This is a genomic window from Cytobacillus sp. IB215665, from assembly GCF_033963835.1.
Taxonomy (GTDB): domain Bacteria; phylum Bacillota; class Bacilli; order Bacillales; family SM2101; genus Nanhaiella.
Map to the genome: position 1 here is coordinate 63,710 of NZ_JAXBME010000002.1, position 19,232 is coordinate 82,941.

The window sequence follows — 19,232 nt, forward strand, 5'->3', positions numbered from 1 at the left end:
CTCCAAGCATAAGGAGGAAAACATCATGCTAGAACGAGTTTTAAAAACATTAGAATTTAACAAAATAAAAGATATATTGGTTACTCATGTTGCTTCTTCATTAGGGAAAGCAAAGGTAGATACGTTAATGCCAGCTACAATATTTGAAGAAGTAGTTAAATTACAAGAGCAAACAGATGAGGCTGTCAAAATACTTCGATTAAAAGGCAATGTTCCTTTAGGGGGGATTTTTGATATTCGATCAAACGTGAAAAGAGCAAAGATCAACAGTACGTTACATCCTGAAGAGCTATTGGATATTGCAAATACAATATATGCGGGAAGGCAAATTCAAAAATTTACGAGTGATATGATTGAAGATGATCATGACATCCCATATTTTCACGAGTTAAGTTCTGAACTAATTCCATTTAAAGAATTGGAAGACTCAATTAAGCAATGTATAAATGATTATGGAGAGATTTATGATCATGCTAGTTCTAAGCTGCGAACAATAAGACAGCAATTAAGAACGAGTGAAGCCCGCATTCGTGAAAAATTAGAAAGTATTATTAGGTCGAGCTCAGCCCAAAAAAAGCTATCAGATGTTATTATTACAATTAGAAATGATCGCTTTGTTATCCCAGTAAAACAAGAATATCGGAGTTCTTACGGTGGTATCGTTCATGATCAATCTTCATCTGGTGCAACATTGTTTATTGAGCCGCAAGTTGTCGTTGAACTAAATAACCTTTTACATGAGGCAAAAATAAAAGAGAAGCAAGAAATTGAGAAAATACTACATGAATTAACGGTAAATGTAGCAGAAGAAGCTGATGGGTTACTACATAATATTGACATACTAGCTGAAATTGACTTTATGTTTACAAAGGCCAAATATGCTCGCAGTATCAAAGCATCAAAGCCAGTGATGAACAATGATCGTTATATTAGATTGGTTAAAGCAAAGCATCCATTAATTGATCCTGATGAAGTGGTACCTAACGATATAGAGCTAGGAAAAGATTATTCTACTATCTTAATAACTGGACCAAATACTGGGGGGAAAACAGTTGCGCTAAAAACGATTGGTTTATGTACGTTAATGGCACAGTCTGGGCTGCAAATCCCTGCTGAAGATGGTTCTGAAATGTCTGTTTTCTCCTCGATTTATGCAGATATAGGTGATGAACAATCTATAGAACAAAGTTTAAGTACTTTTTCATCACATATGGTAAATATTGTAGACATTTTACAGCAGTTTAATAGTGAAAGTCTTGTGCTGTTTGATGAGTTAGGAGCGGGAACAGATCCACAGGAAGGTGCGGCATTAGCTATTTCTATATTGGACGAAGTCTACCAAAAAGGAGCAAGGGTGGTAGCTACGACACACTATCCAGAGCTTAAAGCATATGGATATAATAGAGATGGAGTAATTAATGCTAGTGTGGAATTTGATGTAGAGACGTTGAGTCCTACATATCGTTTGCTTATTGGAGTTCCTGGGAGAAGTAATGCTTTTGACATATCAAGACGTTTAGGCTTAGACGAACAGGTCATATATCGAGCTAAAAAGCAAATTAGTACTGAAAGTAATACTGTGGAGAATATGATTGCTTCCTTGGAAGATAGTAAAAAGCATGCGGAAGAGAAGCTAGAGGAAGCTGAGCGACTTAGGAAAGAAGCAAAGGATCTTCATAAGAAGCTTGAAGATCAAATGACTGAGCTTGCTAGTCAAAAAGATGTGATATTCGAACAAGCAGAACAAAAAGCTCGCGAAACTGTTAATATTGCAAAACAAGAAGCAGAATCGATTATTGGGAATTTACGTAAAATTCAAAAGGAACAATATGCACAGGTGAAAGAGCACGAGCTTATTGATGCAAAGAAACGACTTGAAGCTGCCGCTCCAAAGCTTAATAAAAGTAAGAATAATATCATTCGCAAAAAGAATGAACAAAGCCTCCAACCTGGTGACGAAGTGAAAGTAATTAGCCTTGATCAAAAAGGGCATTTACTAGAAAAGGCTTCATCGAAAGAGTGGCTAGTGCAACTAGGAATTATGAAAATGAAAGTGAAAGAATCAGATCTTCAATATGCTAGTCGTCCAAAACCGATAGAAACGAAGCCTCTTGTAGCAATCAAAGGAAAAGAGTACCATGTCAGCCTTGAATTAGATTTACGAGGTGAAAGATTTGAAAATGCGATACTTCGTGTAGAGAAGTATCTTGACGATGCAATACTTGCTGGATACCCACGAGTTTCTATCATACATGGAAAAGGAACTGGCGCTCTAAGAAAAGGAGTTCAGGACCTTTTAAAAAATCACAGAGCTGTTAAAAAAGTTCGTTATGGTGAGGCGAGTGAAGGTGGTTCAGGAATTTCTATTGTAGAATTGAAATAGGGGGAGCGAAAATGAGCTCATTTTGGGAAAATGAACTTGTGCAAACAGCAGCATATTACAGTGTTGTTGTGCTTTCAATTATTATATTTTTAGCGATTTTTGAGATTGTAACAAAGTATAAAAATTGGGAACAAATAAAGAAAGGAAACATTGCTGTTGCCATGGCTACCGGAGGTAAGATTTTCGGTTTAGCAAATATTTTTCGATTTTCCATCGGTCATCATGATTCTTTATTAACGATGATGGGCTGGGGACTTTTTGGTTTTATATTACTCCTCAGTGGCTACTTTATTTACGAGTTTTTAACACCAATGTTTAAAATTGATGAAGAAATTGAGAGCGATAATAGGGCTGTCGGTTTTATTTCAATGATTATTTCAGTAGGATTATCCTATGTGATTGGAGCAGGGATAGGTTAGGAGAGATTAGTTAGAATGGAAACTTTAGCAAAAGTTCTACTTGTATTATGTGGAATCTTTGTATTAATAGGCATCATATATATGCTTTTCTTTACGGGGTAAGAAAAAGGATAGCTATTCTGTAATATACAATAATATTTAGTACCCTTTCACATGAGCATACGGTGAAAGGGTCTATTTAGTCACTATATACTTGACAAGAAAAACAGTCCTGTTTTATTATTAAAATATGAATGATGATTCATTCATTTAATGAGGTGAGTGTTCAAAAGGAGGATAAGAAGGTTAGAAGAGCAGGGCGTGAAACTTGCTGTATTGGCATGGACTGCTGTAACGTCCAAAAGCATCATTTTTACCATTCTTTTTGAACATCCTTTTGAAGGGACGAGTTATAGTGAAGCGTAACAAACCGAAATACAAGAAAATCATTGATGCAGCTGTAATCGTAATTGCAGAGAATGGCTATCATCAAGCTCAAGTTTCAAAAATTGCAAAACAAGCTGGGGTTGCAGATGGAACTATATATTTATATTTTAAAAACAAAGAAGATATATTGATATCTTTATTTCAAGAGAAAATGGGGAGTTTTATAGAAAAAATTAGTGAAGAAATTGCAGGAATGGAATCAGCTAAAGAGAAGTTATTACTGTTGATTGAAAAACACTTCAAATTATTATCAGATGATCATCATTTAGCGATCGTTACTCAGTTGGAATTACGTCAATCTAATAAAGAGATACGTGTAAAAATAAACGATGTGTTAAAAGGCTATTTAAAAGTATTGGACCATATAATACTTGCAGGAATCGATAGAGGTGAATTTCGCAAAAATTTAGACATACGCCTAGCAAGACAGATGATATTTGGAACGATTGATGAAACAGTAACATCGTGGGTAATGAATGATCAAAAGTATGATCTAGTGACATTAGCATATCCTCTGCACCATTTAGTAGTTAGCGGATGTGGGTCAACTGAGATTAGTTAATTAAACAAATGGTCAAAACTGGACGTTCTATGCCAGTTTTGACACTGCAAATGGCTTGTCTTCACACATAAGTGTACTTCTATGGTTTTATGATCATTTCCTTGAAATGAAAATTTCACCAATTGCATAAAACCTCGCTTTGATGTTGTAGTATTAAAATATTAACAATAAAAGTTGTGAAAAGAGCCTTTCAGAAAGAAGGGGTGAAAGTATGGAATATACAAAATGTCATATAGCAAACTATGTCGCAACAGTTTCTTTGGATCATCCTCCAGCGAATGCTGTGTCATCTTTAGTTTTGAAAGAGCTTTCAAAAAGATTAGATGACTTTGAAAAAGATGATGATGTGAGGGTCATTTTATTACAAGGTGAGGGGCGCTTCTTTTCCGCAGGAGCTGATATAAAGGAATTTACGACTGTAGAGAGCAGTGAAGAGTTCTCGGTCCTATCAGAAACTGGTCAACAATTATTTGAAAGAATTGAGTTATTTTCAAAACCTGTTATTGCAGCAATTCATGGAGCTGCGCTTGGAGGAGGTTTAGAGCTTGCAATGAGCTGTCATATACGCATTGTAACTGACAACGCAAAGCTTGGCTTACCAGAACTTCAATTAGGTTTAATACCAGGCTTTGCAGGTACACAGCGTTTACCACGGTATGTAGGTACTGCTAAGGCAGCTGAATTGATGCTAACGAGCGAGCCAATTTCTGGTTTGGAAGCTGTAAAATTAGGCTTAGCTAACCACGCGTTTCCTGAAGAAGTTATGTTAGAAGAAGCTAGTAAACTAGCTTTAAAAATAGCTGGAAAAAGTCCAATATCTGTTTCAGCTGTAATTGAATTATTAAAATACACAAAAGCTGATCAATACTATTCTGGAGTTAAGCGGGAAGCAGAGCTTTTTGGGAAAGTTTTTGCAACAGAAGATGCTAGCGAAGGTATTAGTGCATTTCTAGAAAAAAGGGCACCAACTTTTAAAGGAAAGTAACAATAGTTTGAGATGTTAAAATATTTTGAAGAGTAAATTGGAGGGAATAGAATGAACATCTATGTATTATTAAAAAGAACATTTGATACTGAGGAGAAAATTGTTATTTCAAATGGTGAAATAAATGAAGATGGGGCTGAATTCATTATTAACCCTTACGATGAATATGCTGTTGAGGAAGCAATTCAAATTCGAGATGAGCATGGTGGAGAAATAACTGTCGTAACTGTTGGGGGAGAAGAATCTGAAAAGGAACTTCGAACAGCGTTAGCAATGGGATGCGATAAGGCTGTATTGATTAATACAGAAGAAGATTTAGAAGAGAGCGATCAATATTCAACTGCTAAAATAATTGCAGAGTATTTAAAGGAACAGGAAGTTGACTTAATTTTAGCAGGGAATGTAGCAATTGACAGTGGCTCTGGTCAAGTTGGTCCACGCGTTGCAGAAATACTTGGGATGCCATATGTTACTACAATAACAAAACTAGACATTGATGGTAATAAAGCTACAGTTGTTCGTGATGTAGAAGGAGATTCAGAGATTATTGAAACGACATTACCATTACTTATCACAGCTCAACAAGGTTTAAATGAGCCACGTTATCCATCACTTCCAGGTATTATGAAAGCTAAGAAAAAGCCGTTAGAAGAGCTTGAATTAGATGATTTAGATTTAGATGAAGACGATGTAGCTCCAAAAACGAAGACAATTGAAATATATTTACCGCCTAAAAAAGAAGCAGGAAAAATATTAGCAGGCGACATTCCTGATCAAGTAAAAGAACTCGTATCGTTACTACATTCTGAAGCGAAGGTTTTATAAATTCATTATTAAGTAAAGGCTCTTTTCGTAAACTTTGTTTCTATAGTTCCTAAGCTAGAAGTTAAAGGTGTCATTTTACTCAATAATAATCTATTAATAGAAGAAAAGATGCCACGAAATTTAGTTGTGTTTGTGTTTAACTATCAATACGAATAACAACAATCTATGCGCAAACAGCCTAGATAAATGAGGATTGTATGGAAATTATTCAAAATGGCAAGGGCTGACTTTGGGTGGAGTAGGGGTAACATGTGCCATGCTCCAGTATGCATTACCAAGTGGTCACTTAATCATTTCTACATGAAGGCACTCGTCGGGGGAGATCAAACCGCTTGTGCTAATCTTAAAAATAGTGTATTCGGGAGGAATAAAAATGGCTAGAAAAGTTTTAGTACTAGGGGAAGTTCGTGATAACACATTACGTAATGTGTCGTTCGAAGCGGTTGCAGCTGCAAAAACAGTTGCAGAAGGCGGCGAAGTAGTTGCAGTACTAATTGGAGATGCTGTATCAAGTGTAGCTAATGAAATGATCTATTTCGGTTCAGACCGTGTTGTTATAGTAGAAGATGAAAAATTAAATGCATATACTACAGATGGTTTTTCTCAGGCACTTCTTGCTGCAATTGATGCTGAGCAACCAGACGGAATCGTGATAGGACATACCGCTCTAGGTAAAGATTTAGCACCTAAAATTGCGAGTAAACTTGACAGTGGGTTAATATCTGATGCAACTACTGTGGAAAGTGTAGGAGGAAATATTGTATTTACACGTCCTATCTATTCTGGTAAAGCATTTGAAAAGAAGATTGTAACTGATGACAAAATCTTTGTTACAGTACGTCCAAATAACATTGCTCCACTAGAAAAGGATGAAGCTAAAACTGGTGAAGTCTCTTCATTATCAGTTGATATTAAGGACCTCAGAACAATTATTAAAGAAGTCGTTAGAAAGGCTTCCGAAGGAGTAGATTTGTCAGAAGCTAAAGTAGTTGTAGCTGGTGGAAGAGGTGTAAAAAGTGAAGAGGGGTTTGAGCCATTAAAAGAGCTAGCAGATGTACTTGGCGGGGCAGTTGGTGCTTCACGTGGGGCTTGTGATGCTGAATACTGTGACTATTCGTTACAAATTGGTCAGACAGGAAAAGTTGTCACACCTGATTTATATATAGCATGTGGAATTTCAGGCGCTATTCAACATTTAGCAGGTATGTCTAATTCGAAAGTTATCGTTGCAATTAATAAGGATGCAGAGGCAAATATCTTTAATGTAGCAGACTATGGAATTGTCGGTGATTTATTTGATGTTGTTCCGTTACTAACAGAAGAATTTAAGAAATTAAAAGTTCTTTCATAAATTTAAACACCAAATGGTGTAGTCAATAAAATAATCTTTTGACATGTGCTAAAAGGACTTTCCCTGTGTTTACTAAATAAGTAACAAGGGTGAAGTCCTTTTTACAATGCTAGACGACAGAAAATACCCTTAATGAAGAAGATTAGTTAATTCGAAATTTACTGAAGTAAAATATAATCTTGAAGGCAAAAATACAACTGAAGCAAAAAATTAGCATCCAAAACCATACAGTGATATACTTTGATGTATTAAAAGAAGTAGATAATTAGGAGGAAGATAAACATGGCAATTTCACATGTTACTGATCAAAATTTTACAACTGAAACTAGTGATGGAGTAGTACTAGCAGACTTTTGGGCACCATGGTGCGGACCTTGTAAGATGATTGCTCCAGTACTTGAAGAGTTAGATCAAGAAATGGGAGATAAAGTAAAAATTGTTAAGCTTGACGTTGATGATAACCAAGAAACTGCAGCAAAATTTGGTGTAATGAGCATCCCAACATTATTAGTTTTCAAAAATGGTGAAGTAGTTGATAAAGTGGTTGGTTTCCAACCTAAAGAAGCATTAGCTGATTTATTGTCAAAGCACGTTTAAGCGATAAATTACATTGTAAATAAGCAAGGAGATAACGACAAAGTGTATTAGTGTCTTATCTCCTTTTTTTATTTTCCAAGGATATTTTCATTATTACTAATGAATGATGATTATTTCGTTAAGTTGTCTGCTCTGGTTTGTCATAATACAGCTATTTCTATTTGTAAGAGTATTCATATTTAATGAAATATGTGGCTTGTTTTACTGGTAATTCAACAGGCTCATCTTCATATATATAAACTCGTTTATTTTTATAATCTACAAAAGCTTGCATTTCATTGTTATACTCCCTTTGGTGCACACCTTCTATTTGAAGAGTGGAGAATGATGAATATTGTGATTCTATGACTCTTTGCTGGGTAGAACGAATGATACGCTGTTCAATTGGTAAATGAATAACAATTGGCTCATCATCCGCTACGTATTTATACTCGATTGCTGTTGGTGAAATAAAAAATTCCCGCGGCGATGCAAAAATAAGCAGATGAAGTGGGTTATTTGTATTGTTTTTGTAGCCATGAATAACATTTTGCCATCCTAAAACAAGATCTCCTGCTGTAGCGGTTATCATTTGATTATTAGATACGTAATAAGTCAATTCTCCTGAAAGAACGACTGCACAGTCTTCTCCAAAGGAGTGTATATGTGGTTTGATCTCCTCTTGAGGTAGCAGCACACATTCGAAAAGTGCCGTATTTTTGGAAGCACTATTAAAGATGACTTCTAATTTTGAAGCTGAAACAGGTGTATTCACTAAATCTAAAACTTTCATTTATATTCCCCCTTTGAATAAGGCTCTTTTTTCTTAAATTAGTTGCTATGATGAGAATAGGTCAGATGCTTCGTACGTTAGCTATATGCGTGCGCTTCTATGTAAGAACGAAAAGCAACAATTAATGCGAAAGCAACCTTGATTAATTTAAGCTTACATAACAAACTTGACTTATGCATCGTAAAGAAGGATGAGAATTATTACAACAATTGGTTGAATTGACTAGTAATCTATAAACTAGCAATCAACCTTTTTATGAAATACCATTGACATTGAAAATCATTCTCTGTATAATTCAACCTGTAATGAAAATCATTATCAATAAAACACAACACATTCAGGGAGAGGTTTTTAGTGAATAAGAAAAAAGTTATTACTTTATTTTCAAGTATATTGTTTGCTGGCGGTATGCTAGCAGGATGTAGTTCTGATACAGAGGAAACATCTACTGATAAAAAAGAAGAAGCATCTGTTGAACAAGTTGAGGAACAACAAACTTCTGATGAAACTGCTGAGGTATCTGTAGAAGATTCGATTACATCAAAGCAAATTGAAGCATATAAATTAATGATTGAAGAGCTTGGTAATGCAAAAGAAGGAAATCCAGTAGATTGGGATAAGGTAGGTAGCTTATACGAGGCAGACCTTCAAGATGCGATCACTGAAACAAATGGTGATTTCGATCAAGCGATTGTAACGGCAAAGGATGCAGCAGCAGCAGGTGAACTAGATGCAAATATTGCCAAACAAATAATTGATAAATTAACACAATCCTACTTCTATCAAAAGCAAAAGAGTTTACATAAAGATGTGATTGCATTTTTAGAAGAGGAAAAGCAAGCGGATGCTGAATTAGCTTTTGCAGAATTAAAGCTTTTAGCACAAGAAGTGATTATACCAACAGCTGTGAAACGTGATAGTTATTATGAATTAACAGATACTTCTAGTATGGAACAGAGCATTCAAGCAGGGCTTGCAGCTCAAGAGATAGCATTAAATGAAGGAAATATTGAAGACTTTTCAGTACTTGTTCAATTAACTGATAAATCAATTTACCGTAGCTACTATTTAGCAGCTCAATCTTACGCAGAAAAAATTGAAGCAGCAGTAGCAGAAGGAAATGCTGATGAATTAGACCTAACGATCATGCAAGCTGAAGCATGGGGCTTCTTCCAAGCAATTAAAGGGTCTTTATCAGGTGGCGATGAAGCGGCCGCTCAACAACTAGATGAATTATTCTCTTTAAATATGACAAATCCTGTTGATATTAAAGCAGAGCAAGTACATGACTTATTTACAAAAGCATTTGTAGGAAAAGCAAAAGTATATCACGAGAAAGTAGTAATTGCTTTAGATGAAGGTAACGTGAATGAAGCGACAATCGAAGCATTAGAAGGAAATATGTTTGTTAAAGCTATCGAGCTAGAGCTTGGAGATGACAGAATAGCACTCATAGAACAAGCAGAAAAATGGTATGATGCAGTTAGCGAGAATAAGGGTGATGAAGCAGCACCTATTAGTGAATCAATCGTTGTTACACTTGACAAATTAATTAATGAATAACACAGAAGCCGCTTTTTGCGGCTCTTTGTTTGAAAAAAAAATAACATTTCGAAAGGGAGCTTTCGTAGGGCTCTGTTCGTAAAATATGTTGCTATTGTTATAATTTGGACAGTAGGATGAGATTGAAGAGAGGTAAAATAATAACAGAAGTTGAAAAAGCCCACATACGCTAGGTGTTTACGGAATTGTATCTCAAAACGAATAGCTACAATCAATGGGAAAACAGCCTTTTGTAAACTTCAATGCAATTTAAACTTGAGAAAAAAGGTTAGGTAAGGTAGGTCATTGGATAAATGTCATGAACTACAGTGTATCCAAACAGCCTTTGTAAAAAATATATTTTAAGTGTTACACTTATGGTAATATCTTAAAGTACAGAGTAAAGATGAATGGGAAGAGAGTATGAAAAGAAGTAATCTTTCACTGTTGGTAAAAGCAATTGGGATTTGTTCTGTAGTTATCTTTATAATCTTATCATCCATACTGTTTAATAGTTCTGACTTGCTATTATCAATAAAAAAACTTATAAATACACCACTATTATTAGCTGTCATGTTTGTAGTTTATGGACTGTCATTTATCTTGCGGTCGTTAGCCTGGAAATGGTATGTAAATGATAAGGTTACGTTAATCACTTGTATGCAAGGCATCTTCTTAAGCCTTTTTGTTAATCATGTAGTACCTTTCAAAGTTGGAGACGTTGTTAGAATCGGAGTGATGGCAAAGAAGGAGAAATTAATCCGTCTAGATGAGGTATTACATTCAGTCGTAGTATTACGCATCATCGATATGGCCATCTTAATGTCAATATCAGGATTTGGCTTTATAATTATATTAAAAAGCTTCCCATTGCAGCAATCTATTTTTTTCTATGGTGCTGTTTTTTTCATGGTTACTATTATTGCCGTTGTTTTTATAAGGAAGTTTGCCAATCTTGTGAGAAGGCATATTGCTTTGTTGAAAAATGCGTTAAAAGGTTGGAAGGGGTTATTAATCATTTCGACAGTTTTATTAAGCTGGATATGTGAAGGCATTGTCGTATACGGTGTCGCTCTCCTTTATCAAGGAAATTTCGCCTTTTTGCATTCTGTGTGGGTAAATAGTTTAACTGTCGGTGGCCAAGTGTTTCAGGTGACTCCTGGTGGGCTTGCTACCTATGAAACGGTTATGACATTTGCCATTACTAGTATAAAAAACATCACAATGAAAGAGGCATATGAGATTGCAATTATTAGTCATGCTTTTAAATTTATTTTTTCGTATATTGTAGGTATAATAACTATCATTTTCACACCAATTTCTGTTAGTTCTATCATCACATGGATAAAAAGAAAAGGAGGCTATTCTTCATGAAAAAGGCGTCAAAATTTGAGAAGTTTGCAGCTCGGTGCTGGAATCTTTTGAATGAAGGGAAGCCATTCACACCTATTTTTGTAATAGGTACGATGCTTCTATTTAATCTTACGACTCTTTTTGAGTCACAATCGTTTTCAGCATTTCTATTAAGCTTTATCTTAATACTCCCTGTTTTTATACTATATTTCATTTATGATTTTCCATTGTTTTTACGCAATTATTTATGGATTCCATTTGTTATTTATTTAATTATTTGGAACAGTGTTAATGTCCCATTACTACTATTTGCTTTAGGGTTATATTTCTTTTTTACTGTCTTTTTTTGGGGTACATTGTATTATCATTTGCGCATTGGAACAACGTGGTGGAACTTTACACGTTTTTGGAAGCTCGTACTAAAGAATAGTGACTCCACGAGTGGTAATGCACAGGAGCAATTACCAAAGTTCTTATTACTACTATCATTGTGGAATTTAACATTTGAACAAATGCACTTGGGTATTGATTTATCATACACATCTCTATTAGTATTTTATGTCTTTTTATTATTATTCACATGGATATTACATCGAAATTTGTTTGATTGGAAGCCAAAAGTAATAAGTGAAAAAACAAATAACGCTCCAGAACAAGAGGAAGCGATGAGTGATAAAGTAGTTGTTTTAGTCGTTGATGGTATGAGAAAAGAGCGATTTGAAGAGGCGGATACACCCTTCTTAGATTATTTAAGAAAAAATGGTACAGACTATTCTCAAATGGAAACGTTATATCCAGCTAGAACAGTTGTATGCTTTACTTCAATGTTTACTGGAACATATCCTTTTGAACACGGTATTAAATCAAATATGGTGTGGAAATTAGGAATTAAAGTAGAGAGTATCTTTGACTCATTACGAAAAGTAGGTAAAAAAGGAAGACTGCTAGGCATTGCCCATTTAGTTGATTCAATGGGTGATGATGTGGAAACCGTTACAGCAGTTATGCATAATGATGTTGCAGACAGAAACATCATTGATAGAGCAAAGCTAATTATGAGCGAACAAGATCCGGATTTGCTAGTTGCCCAGTTAATTAGTACAGACCAAACAGGTCATAGCCGTGGTGTTCTATATGATGAATATATTCAAAAAATTGAAGAAGCAGATACTTTGCTAAAGGAATATGTTGATTGGCTAGAAGAACAAGGAAAGATGACAAACACAACAATTATCGTTTGTGCTGACCATGGACAAGCCGATGGGATAGGTGGTCATGGACATTTAGATGAGGGAGAACGGTATGTTCCATTTTTCATGTATGGTGCAAATATCGAAAAAGGTAAACGAATTGACGAAAAGCAAAGTCTCGTTTCGGTTGCGCCGACAATCGCTTACTTATTAGGCGCTCCATACCCGAGTCATAGCCGTGGACCAGTTTTAGTAGATGCGATAAGAAAGGGCGTTCACAAATGATGAAGCAAACAGTAATCGTATTTTTACCAGCCCACAATGAAGAAAAGTCAATTGCTGAGGTTATTAAATCAATTCCTAGGTACTTTCATGACAGGATAGAAGTAAAAGTACTCGTTATTGATGATGGTTCGACAGATCAAACAGTGAAAGTAGCACAAGAGGCAGGTGCGGATTATTTTTATCAATTTTCATCAAATCAAGGTTTAGGAGCAGCCGTTAGAAAGGGATTAGAGGAAAGTGTTAGGCTAGGTGCGGATATCGGTGTAATGATAGATGCTGATAATGAATATCCAGCAGCACAAATTCCTGATCTTTTACAGCCAATTTTATCAGGTGAATATGATTATGTAATGGGTTCGCGCTTTCTTGGGACAATTCAAGGAATGAAGCTTCATCGCAGGTTAGGAAATTATTGCTTTACATTTATGCAATCCATCCTGCTAAGAAAGTGGATACATGATGGACAATCGGGTATGAGAGCATTCTCACTACAAGCGATGAAAAATGCTGAGATTATTCATGATTACAATTATGCCCAAGTTATCACGCTGAATTTAGTAAGAAAAGGTTTTCGTGTGAAGGAAGTTCCCATTAAGTATCATGTGAGGACAAAAGGTAAATCATTTATCAAATTTAATTCTTATATGACAAGTGTGATACCTGCAATAATAAAAGAAATAACAAGGCCAGTCGAACAAGTAGAAATAGATTACAATTATCACATATTACCTTTAGAAGCAGCTAAAAAAAGTAGCTAATCTTACGAAATTCTGTCAGCAAAATAGGATTTTGATTCATCAATTTATCGAAGATACATGCGAAAAACTACTATTCTAACTCGTTAGGGATCTACAGAATAACTGATAAATAACTAAAATGCTTTTTTTGAGATGTAGGAGGTGTTTGTGCATATAGCCGCACCTTCAAGCGTCTAAAAGCCGCTTCGGGTGATTTGAGATCACTTAGTATTCATCACATATTAATGAAGTTCTTCTATATGACAGGCTTCAAACAACAACTTTGCGATTAAATAACATTGAACAGCTAAACGAACCTTATAGGATGACACTTATGCTTTTCTTAATTTATAGTATTGACATTAATGATGATAATCATTATCATTAATTGTGTGGGAGGAAATATTATATGAAAAAGGTATTATTTTTTTGGGTGACATTGATATTCATTTTCAATTCGCTATTAACGACTCAAGTTTTTGCATATTCATATGGTGATCCAAATAAGGAGCCGATTGCTGAAGCATATAAGGATATGCTTATAAAATTAAATGAAGAACCACCTAATTTTTCTGAGGCTAAAGCCATTTACGAGACAGTCAAAGAAGATGTTGACCTCCATATGGGCTCAGAGCCAACAGAAACAATTATAAAACATATAGAGGATGAAAATAAAGATGCAGTCATTAAGGACTTAGAAAAAATCCTCGTTTTGAATATAGCACGTAGACTTGAAAGTATTGAACTAAACTTTGAGGATTTTGATACATCTAAACGTTTATTAGCAAAGGGATTTGCTACATATGAAGCAATATCACCACTTATCGAGAGTAAAGATCAAGAATTGGATCAATCGTTAAGAAATGAGTTTGATCTTGCATTATCTGCCCTTGGAAACCCTGGATTATTTGGTGTAGGTGAGAAAGAAGAAGATATTAATAGTTTTATAGAAAGTAAAGAAATCATTCTTTCGACAATTCAAGAGCAGCTTAATGTGTCAAATATTGAAGTTGGACATTTTAACGAGGAAGATATTGAATCTACTTTGACGGACACTGGAAAAAAAGAATGGACAGATTTATCTAACTTTACAAACTGGATTCCAATTCTTTTAATCATTGGTGTGATAATAGCAATCGTTATATATTCTATGAAGAAAAAAAGAAAGTAATATATGAGCATCATTTATGTGTTTTGAAATTCGTCTTATGAGATACTCCTAGTGGGGAAGGAGAAAAGCTATGCAAATTCAAGCATTATTAATTACGTTTCGAGAGGTTCTTGAAGCCCTGCTCATTGTTGGGATCATTACGACCTACTTAAAAAGAATGGACCATTCAAAATATACTAAATATGTGTGGCTAGGAGCAGGATTAGCTGTATTAGCAAGTGTCGGGATAGCGATGTTGTTCCAAGTTGTTTTTACCGGTTTTGCAGCCATGGGAAATGAGATGTACTTAAAGATTGGAATTATTTTAGTTTCTACATTGTTACTTACCCAAATGGTGTTTTGGATGGCAGCACATAGTAAAGATATTAAGGGTAATGTAGAAGGCAAAATGAACCGATTTATTTCAACAGGCAATATCATTGGTATGGTTATTCATTCATTTCTAGTCGTTTTGCGCGAGGGTGTCGAAACAGTATTTTTCTTTGCAGCTATTACCGGGGGGAATATTGGTGCAGCACTCGAAGGTTGGGGAGCAATAACGGGTATGCTCATTGCTGCAGTCATTTGTTACTTCTTCTTTAAAGGGACAATGCGTATTCCATTAAAGACATTCTTTAAAGTAACTGGTGCATTTATAATCTTAATAGCAGCTGGTTTATTAGTTCAAGGAATCGGAATGCTCCAAGATTTAGAAATTATCGGTAGTGTAATGCCACACGTCTATGACATTACTTGGTTTTTACCAGAACATCCAATCGATTACGCGCATTATGTGCGAGATAACGGAGTAGCACCTCTCTTATCGGGTGATATTGGTATATTCTTAAAAGCACTTTTCGGTTATTCTTCTATGCCGTCAATTGAAGAAGTGTTGGCATACGTAGGGTACTTCGTAGTCATCTATTTACTAATTAAATCCCATTATGGCCAAGAGCAGCAGAAGAAGAGCAAACAAGAACAAACAAACAATGTTAAGGTACTTGAACCCCAAACAAAGCTTTAAAAAAATATACTTTTAAAAAGTACGAGACAGTAGTCTTGTACTTTTTTCAGCATATTAAAGTAATCTTATATTGATGTATAAGGAATAAATAAATTCATAAACCTATTTAGTGTCGAGGTTGAATAATGTTTTTTAAAACTGCAAGATGAACAGAAAATTCGTTTTCATGCTTCTCTATTTGTAAGAATTAAGGAGGTTAGCCTAGGGGATTATCAACGTTTGTTGATTTTCAATGACCTTAAAACCTAATGAATCATTTCCTAGAAAATAATAAAAAGAATATACTTTCACTTTGTGTTACTGTTTGTATTATTTTTTTAATTTGTTATTATTATTTGCAATTAATATATAGCAGTCCTTTTGCTGCAACATGGGATCAGGTAGATTTTACTTTAGCACTTACACGTTATGATTTATTATCAATGCAGCCACATTTCCCTGGTTATCCTTATTTTATATTGGGTGGTATGTTAATAAATACGGTCATTGATAATGGAGCCAAAGCACTAGCGGTTTTTAATGTTTCAGCGATGATCACTTCCGTTATACCGATTTATTTGATGTCTAGACAATATATTAATAGACAACAAAGTCTCTTGGTCGTAGCAGTCATACAAACGACAAGTTACGTAGGATTAATTGTTACTCAACCTATGTCAGAAGGTTCAGCGATAGCATTTCTTTGGTGGTATATATGGAGTTTATTTCAAGCAAAAAATTCAGATCGATTTGTTTTGCAGTTATTACCTCTGCTTTTTTTTAGTATCGTTTTAGGTATTCGCCTATCTTATTTACCCTTTGGGATCGGTATCATACTTCTTTGGATGTATGATTGGAAAAGGTTTGAATCTTTTGGTAGACTTAGTCGTTTAGTTGTATTTGCAATCATTTTTCAATTATTTTGGGTTATAGGATTAATAATGACTGAAGGAAGTGTTAGTGGCTTTATTAAATTAGCTCTATCTTTTACAACCGGTCACTTCAATGACTGGGGTGGTACGCAAGTTACTGCTAGTGAGTCTTTTTTTTATCGGTTATTAACATTAATTGGAACAAATATAGTCTGGAATGGAATAGCTGCTAAATCATTTTTATTATTGTTAGTATATAGCGTACTATTCATTTTTTGTTGTTATAAATTGCTTACAAAAAAACCATACACTCGCTCGGATTATTGGTTATTAATCATAGGGGCAACGTATTTCATCTGGGCATTGTTTGCGCAAAACATTGATAAGCCTAGACATATAACGCCTCTAGTAGGTATAATTCTTTTTCAATTACTCATTATGATTTTAAAGAGATCCTTTCACATATTTCTTGTTATTATGTTAACATTTATTGTCTTTAGCCAAGTTGTTGTAGGATATCAATTAATTTACGAACAAGCAACAGAGCAACCAGCTACACATCAATTAGGCAATTATTTAGATGTGAAGAACGAATTTGTTGTATTATATACTTGGGAGGAAACGAGGGTACTAAAGTATAATAACGTGTCCTTTCCTCACAAAAGAATATTTACTTATGAAAGGTTTCTACAAGACAAATTATATTATAGCGATGCTACAATTTATGTTACTGATCATGTACTCAAAGGATTTGAATTACAAGGGGCTAATGTTTCAGGATTTATTGAGGAAGTGACTTCATTCTCTTCGAGTATCATGTCGGACCCTTCATATGGAGAAATCACTTTATATAAGTGGAAAGATTAAAGGTTGGAGCGATTGTCATGTCAGATCATTTAAAAGAAAAAATTTCAATTGTACCAGAACATCCAGGATGTTATTTAATGAAGGACAAGCATGGGACAGTCATCTATGTAGGGAAGGCGAAAGTTCTAAGGAATCGTGTCAGATCTTACTTTACAGGCTCTCATGATGGAAAGACGTTACGGCTAGTAAATGAAATTGTTGATTTTGAATATATCGTGACATCTTCAAATATAGAAGCTTTAATTTTAGAAATTAATCTAATTAAGAAGTTTGATCCAAAATATAATATTATGTTAAAGGATGACAAGACGTATCCTTACATTAAAGTCACAGCAGATACGCACCCTCGTCTACTTATTACGAGGAAGGTCAAAAAAGATAAAGGGAAATATTTTGGTCCATACCCAAATGTTCAAGCTGCGAACGAAACGAAAAAACTATTGGATCGTATGTACCCTCTGCGCAAATGCTCAACGCTCCCAGACCGAGTTTGCTTATATTATCATATGGGACAATGCCTAGCTCCTTGTGTATATGAAGTGTCTGAAGAGCAAAACAAAGAAATGGTCGAACAAATCGTTCGATTTTTAAATGGTGGGTATAAACAAACAAAAAAAGAACTAACTTCAAAAATGCTAAAGGCATCGGAGGAGCTAGATTTTGAGCGAGCTAAAGAATACCGCGATCAAATTACACATATTGAAACAACGATGGAAAAACAAAAAATAACAATGAAGGATTTAGTTAACCGTGATGTATTTGGCTACTCTTTTGATAAAGGATGGATGTGTGTACAAGTATTTTTTATTCGTCAAGGAAAGATGATAGAGCGAGACGTGTCCATATTCCCCTTTTACAATGAGCCGACTGAAGACTTTTTAACATATATAGGACAGTTTTATTCGAAAACAGAGCATTTTATTCCTAAGCAAATATTGCTTCCAAATGATATTGATAAACAGTTAGTCGAACAGTTATTACAAGTACAGGTTTTACAACCAAAACGGGGACAAAAGAAGGAACTGCTAAATTTAGCAAAGAAAAATGCGAAGCTTGCTTTACAAGAGAAGTTTTCACTTATCGAACGTGATGAAGAAAGAACGATTAAGGCTGTTGAAAACTTAGGTACTCAATTGAGAATTGAAACTCCTCACCGTATAGAGGCCTTCGATAATTCAAATATTCAAGGGACGGATCCTGTATCTGCAATGGTTGTTTTTATTGATGGGAAGCCCGAAAAGAAAGAGTATCGAAAGTACAAAATTAAATCAGTCATTGGGCCAGATGATTATGATTCTATGCGCGAGGTAGTAAGAAGGAGATACACTCGTGTATTAAAGGAAAATATGCCATTTCCAGATTTAATTTTAGTTGACGGTGGCAAAGGGCATTTAGCCGCAGTTCAAGATGTTTTAGAAAATGAGCTAGGAATCGAAGTTCCAGTTGCAGGAATGGTTAAGGATGATAAACACCGCACATCTGAACTAATTGTTGGTGATCCTGTCCAAACAGTACCGCTAGCAAGGAATAGCCAAGAGTTTTATTTGATTCAACGTATACAAGATGAAGTGCATCGCTTTGCAATTACTTTCCATCGTCAAATAAGAAGTAAATCTGTTTTTAAATCTATACTTGATGATATCCCTGGTGTCGGTGAAAAGCGGAAAAAAGCACTTCTTAAGCATTTTGGCTCAATCAAAAAGTTAAAAGAAGCAACCGTAGAAGATCTTCAAAGAGCACAGATTCCAATAAATGTAGCTAAAGAAATTTATAACAAGATGAAGGACAAAGAGTAATAAACAGTTTTTATTTAAGAATTAACTATTGTTACGCCGAATTAATGATTCATATCATTTATTTTTATTATCGATGTCAATCACATAAAGCATTAGGAGCCAAAATTGAGTAGAGAC

16 protein-coding genes are annotated in these 19,232 nt (G+C 34.9%); 15 read left to right on the top strand and 1 reads right to left on the bottom strand.

Features of this window, described 5'->3' with window-relative positions:
- The first annotated feature begins 25 nt into the window (after positions 1-25).
- The 7 genes from SLH52_RS02340 (at position 26) to trxA (ending at position 7,548) form a co-directional block, all read left to right on the top strand.
- Complete coding sequence (locus SLH52_RS02340) at positions 26-2,383, top strand: endonuclease MutS2 (protein ID WP_320207696.1); 2,358 nt, start codon at positions 26-28, stop codon at positions 2,381-2,383.
- An 11-nt stretch (positions 2,384-2,394) separates the two neighbouring features.
- Positions 2,395-2,802: a DUF350 domain-containing protein gene (locus SLH52_RS02345; RefSeq protein WP_320207697.1), complete on the top strand. Its 408-nt coding sequence runs from the start codon at positions 2,395-2,397 to the stop codon at positions 2,800-2,802.
- A 394-nt stretch (positions 2,803-3,196) separates the two neighbouring features.
- The gene (locus SLH52_RS02350) at positions 3,197-3,790 is read left to right on the top strand and encodes a TetR/AcrR family transcriptional regulator (RefSeq protein WP_320207698.1); all 594 of its coding nucleotides are present in this window, start codon (positions 3,197-3,199) and stop codon (positions 3,788-3,790) included.
- Positions 3,791-4,001: 211 nt separating this feature from the next.
- Positions 4,002-4,775 carry an enoyl-CoA hydratase gene (locus SLH52_RS02355; protein ID WP_320207699.1) on the top strand — a complete coding sequence of 258 codons (774 nt, stop codon included), beginning with the start codon at positions 4,002-4,004 and terminating at the stop codon, positions 4,773-4,775.
- Positions 4,776-4,826: 51 nt separating this feature from the next.
- Entirely contained in the window at positions 4,827-5,600 is a 774-nt protein-coding gene (locus SLH52_RS02360) for an electron transfer flavoprotein subunit beta/FixA family protein (protein ID WP_320207700.1), read from the top strand.
- A gap of 373 nt (positions 5,601-5,973) precedes the next feature.
- Positions 5,974-6,951 carry an electron transfer flavoprotein subunit alpha/FixB family protein gene (locus SLH52_RS02365; protein ID WP_320207701.1) on the top strand — a complete coding sequence of 326 codons (978 nt, stop codon included), beginning with the start codon at positions 5,974-5,976 and terminating at the stop codon, positions 6,949-6,951.
- A 282-nt stretch (positions 6,952-7,233) separates the two neighbouring features.
- Positions 7,234-7,548 carry a thioredoxin gene (gene trxA, locus SLH52_RS02370; protein ID WP_320207702.1) on the top strand — a complete coding sequence of 105 codons (315 nt, stop codon included), beginning with the start codon at positions 7,234-7,236 and terminating at the stop codon, positions 7,546-7,548.
- Between the two features lie 157 nt (positions 7,549-7,705).
- Here the strand turns inward: trxA and SLH52_RS02375 are convergent, their stop codons facing one another.
- Positions 7,706-8,320 carry a cupin domain-containing protein gene (locus SLH52_RS02375; protein WP_320207703.1) on the bottom strand — a complete coding sequence of 205 codons (615 nt, stop codon included), beginning with the start codon at positions 8,318-8,320 and terminating at the stop codon, positions 7,706-7,708.
- Positions 8,321-8,674: 354 nt separating this feature from the next.
- Here SLH52_RS02375 and SLH52_RS02380 point away from each other — a divergent pair, with 354 nt between their 5' ends.
- The 8 genes from SLH52_RS02380 to uvrC all read left to right on the top strand — a co-directional run bounded on the left by SLH52_RS02380 (position 8,675) and on the right by uvrC (position 19,115).
- The gene (locus SLH52_RS02380) at positions 8,675-9,883 is read left to right on the top strand and encodes a hypothetical protein (RefSeq protein ID WP_320207704.1); all 1,209 of its coding nucleotides are present in this window, start codon (positions 8,675-8,677) and stop codon (positions 9,881-9,883) included.
- 402 nt (positions 9,884-10,285) lie between these two features.
- Positions 10,286-11,236 carry a lysylphosphatidylglycerol synthase transmembrane domain-containing protein gene (locus SLH52_RS02385; RefSeq protein ID WP_320207705.1) on the top strand — a complete coding sequence of 317 codons (951 nt, stop codon included), beginning with the start codon at positions 10,286-10,288 and terminating at the stop codon, positions 11,234-11,236.
- Positions 11,233-12,690, top strand: coding sequence for an alkaline phosphatase family protein (locus tag SLH52_RS02390; protein ID WP_320207706.1), 1,458 nt, complete (start codon positions 11,233-11,235; stop codon positions 12,688-12,690). Before SLH52_RS02385 ends, SLH52_RS02390 begins: the two co-directional genes overlap by 4 nt.
- The gene (locus tag SLH52_RS02395; protein WP_320207707.1) at positions 12,687-13,448 is read left to right on the top strand and encodes a glycosyltransferase family 2 protein; all 762 of its coding nucleotides are present in this window, start codon (positions 12,687-12,689) and stop codon (positions 13,446-13,448) included. Before SLH52_RS02390 ends, SLH52_RS02395 begins: the two co-directional genes overlap by 4 nt.
- A 388-nt stretch (positions 13,449-13,836) precedes the next feature.
- Positions 13,837-14,598: a hypothetical protein gene (locus SLH52_RS02400; RefSeq protein ID WP_320207708.1), complete on the top strand. Its 762-nt coding sequence runs from the start codon at positions 13,837-13,839 to the stop codon at positions 14,596-14,598.
- Between the two features lie 70 nt (positions 14,599-14,668).
- Complete coding sequence (locus tag SLH52_RS02405; protein ID WP_320207709.1) at positions 14,669-15,601, top strand: FTR1 family iron permease; 933 nt, start codon at positions 14,669-14,671, stop codon at positions 15,599-15,601.
- Between the two features lie 335 nt (positions 15,602-15,936).
- Positions 15,937-17,319 carry a nucleoporin-interacting protein gene (locus SLH52_RS02410; RefSeq protein ID WP_320207710.1) on the top strand — a complete coding sequence of 461 codons (1,383 nt, stop codon included), beginning with the start codon at positions 15,937-15,939 and terminating at the stop codon, positions 17,317-17,319.
- Between the two features lie 17 nt (positions 17,320-17,336).
- Positions 17,337-19,115, top strand: coding sequence for an excinuclease ABC subunit UvrC (gene uvrC, locus SLH52_RS02415; RefSeq protein WP_320207711.1), 1,779 nt, complete (start codon positions 17,337-17,339; stop codon positions 19,113-19,115).
- The last annotated feature ends 117 nt before the right edge of the window (positions 19,116-19,232 follow it).

Excerpts from the sequence above, each read along its gene's own strand:
- trxA (WP_320207702.1), top strand. The coding sequence starts at position 7,234 with ATGGCAATTTCACATGTTACTGATCAAAATTTTACAACTGAAACTAGT.
- SLH52_RS02390 (WP_320207706.1), top strand. The coding sequence starts at position 11,233 with ATGAAAAAGGCGTCAAAATTTGAGAAGTTTGCAGCTCGGTGCTGGAAT.
- SLH52_RS02395 (WP_320207707.1), top strand. The coding sequence starts at position 12,687 with ATGATGAAGCAAACAGTAATCGTATTTTTACCAGCCCACAATGAAGAA.
- SLH52_RS02355 (WP_320207699.1), top strand. The coding sequence starts at position 4,002 with ATGGAATATACAAAATGTCATATAGCAAACTATGTCGCAACAGTTTCT.
- SLH52_RS02365 (WP_320207701.1), top strand. The coding sequence starts at position 5,974 with ATGGCTAGAAAAGTTTTAGTACTAGGGGAAGTTCGTGATAACACATTA.
- SLH52_RS02400 (WP_320207708.1), top strand. The coding sequence starts at position 13,837 with ATGAAAAAGGTATTATTTTTTTGGGTGACATTGATATTCATTTTCAAT.
- SLH52_RS02340 (WP_320207696.1), top strand. The coding sequence starts at position 26 with ATGCTAGAACGAGTTTTAAAAACATTAGAATTTAACAAAATAAAAGAT.
- SLH52_RS02345 (WP_320207697.1), top strand. The coding sequence starts at position 2,395 with ATGAGCTCATTTTGGGAAAATGAACTTGTGCAAACAGCAGCATATTAC.
- SLH52_RS02405 (WP_320207709.1), top strand. The coding sequence starts at position 14,669 with ATGCAAATTCAAGCATTATTAATTACGTTTCGAGAGGTTCTTGAAGCC.
- uvrC (WP_320207711.1), top strand. The coding sequence starts at position 17,337 with ATGTCAGATCATTTAAAAGAAAAAATTTCAATTGTACCAGAACATCCA.
- SLH52_RS02375 (WP_320207703.1), bottom strand. The coding sequence starts at position 8,320 with ATGAAAGTTTTAGATTTAGTGAATACACCTGTTTCAGCTTCAAAATTA.
- SLH52_RS02385 (WP_320207705.1), top strand. The coding sequence starts at position 10,286 with ATGAAAAGAAGTAATCTTTCACTGTTGGTAAAAGCAATTGGGATTTGT.
- SLH52_RS02360 (WP_320207700.1), top strand. The coding sequence starts at position 4,827 with ATGAACATCTATGTATTATTAAAAAGAACATTTGATACTGAGGAGAAA.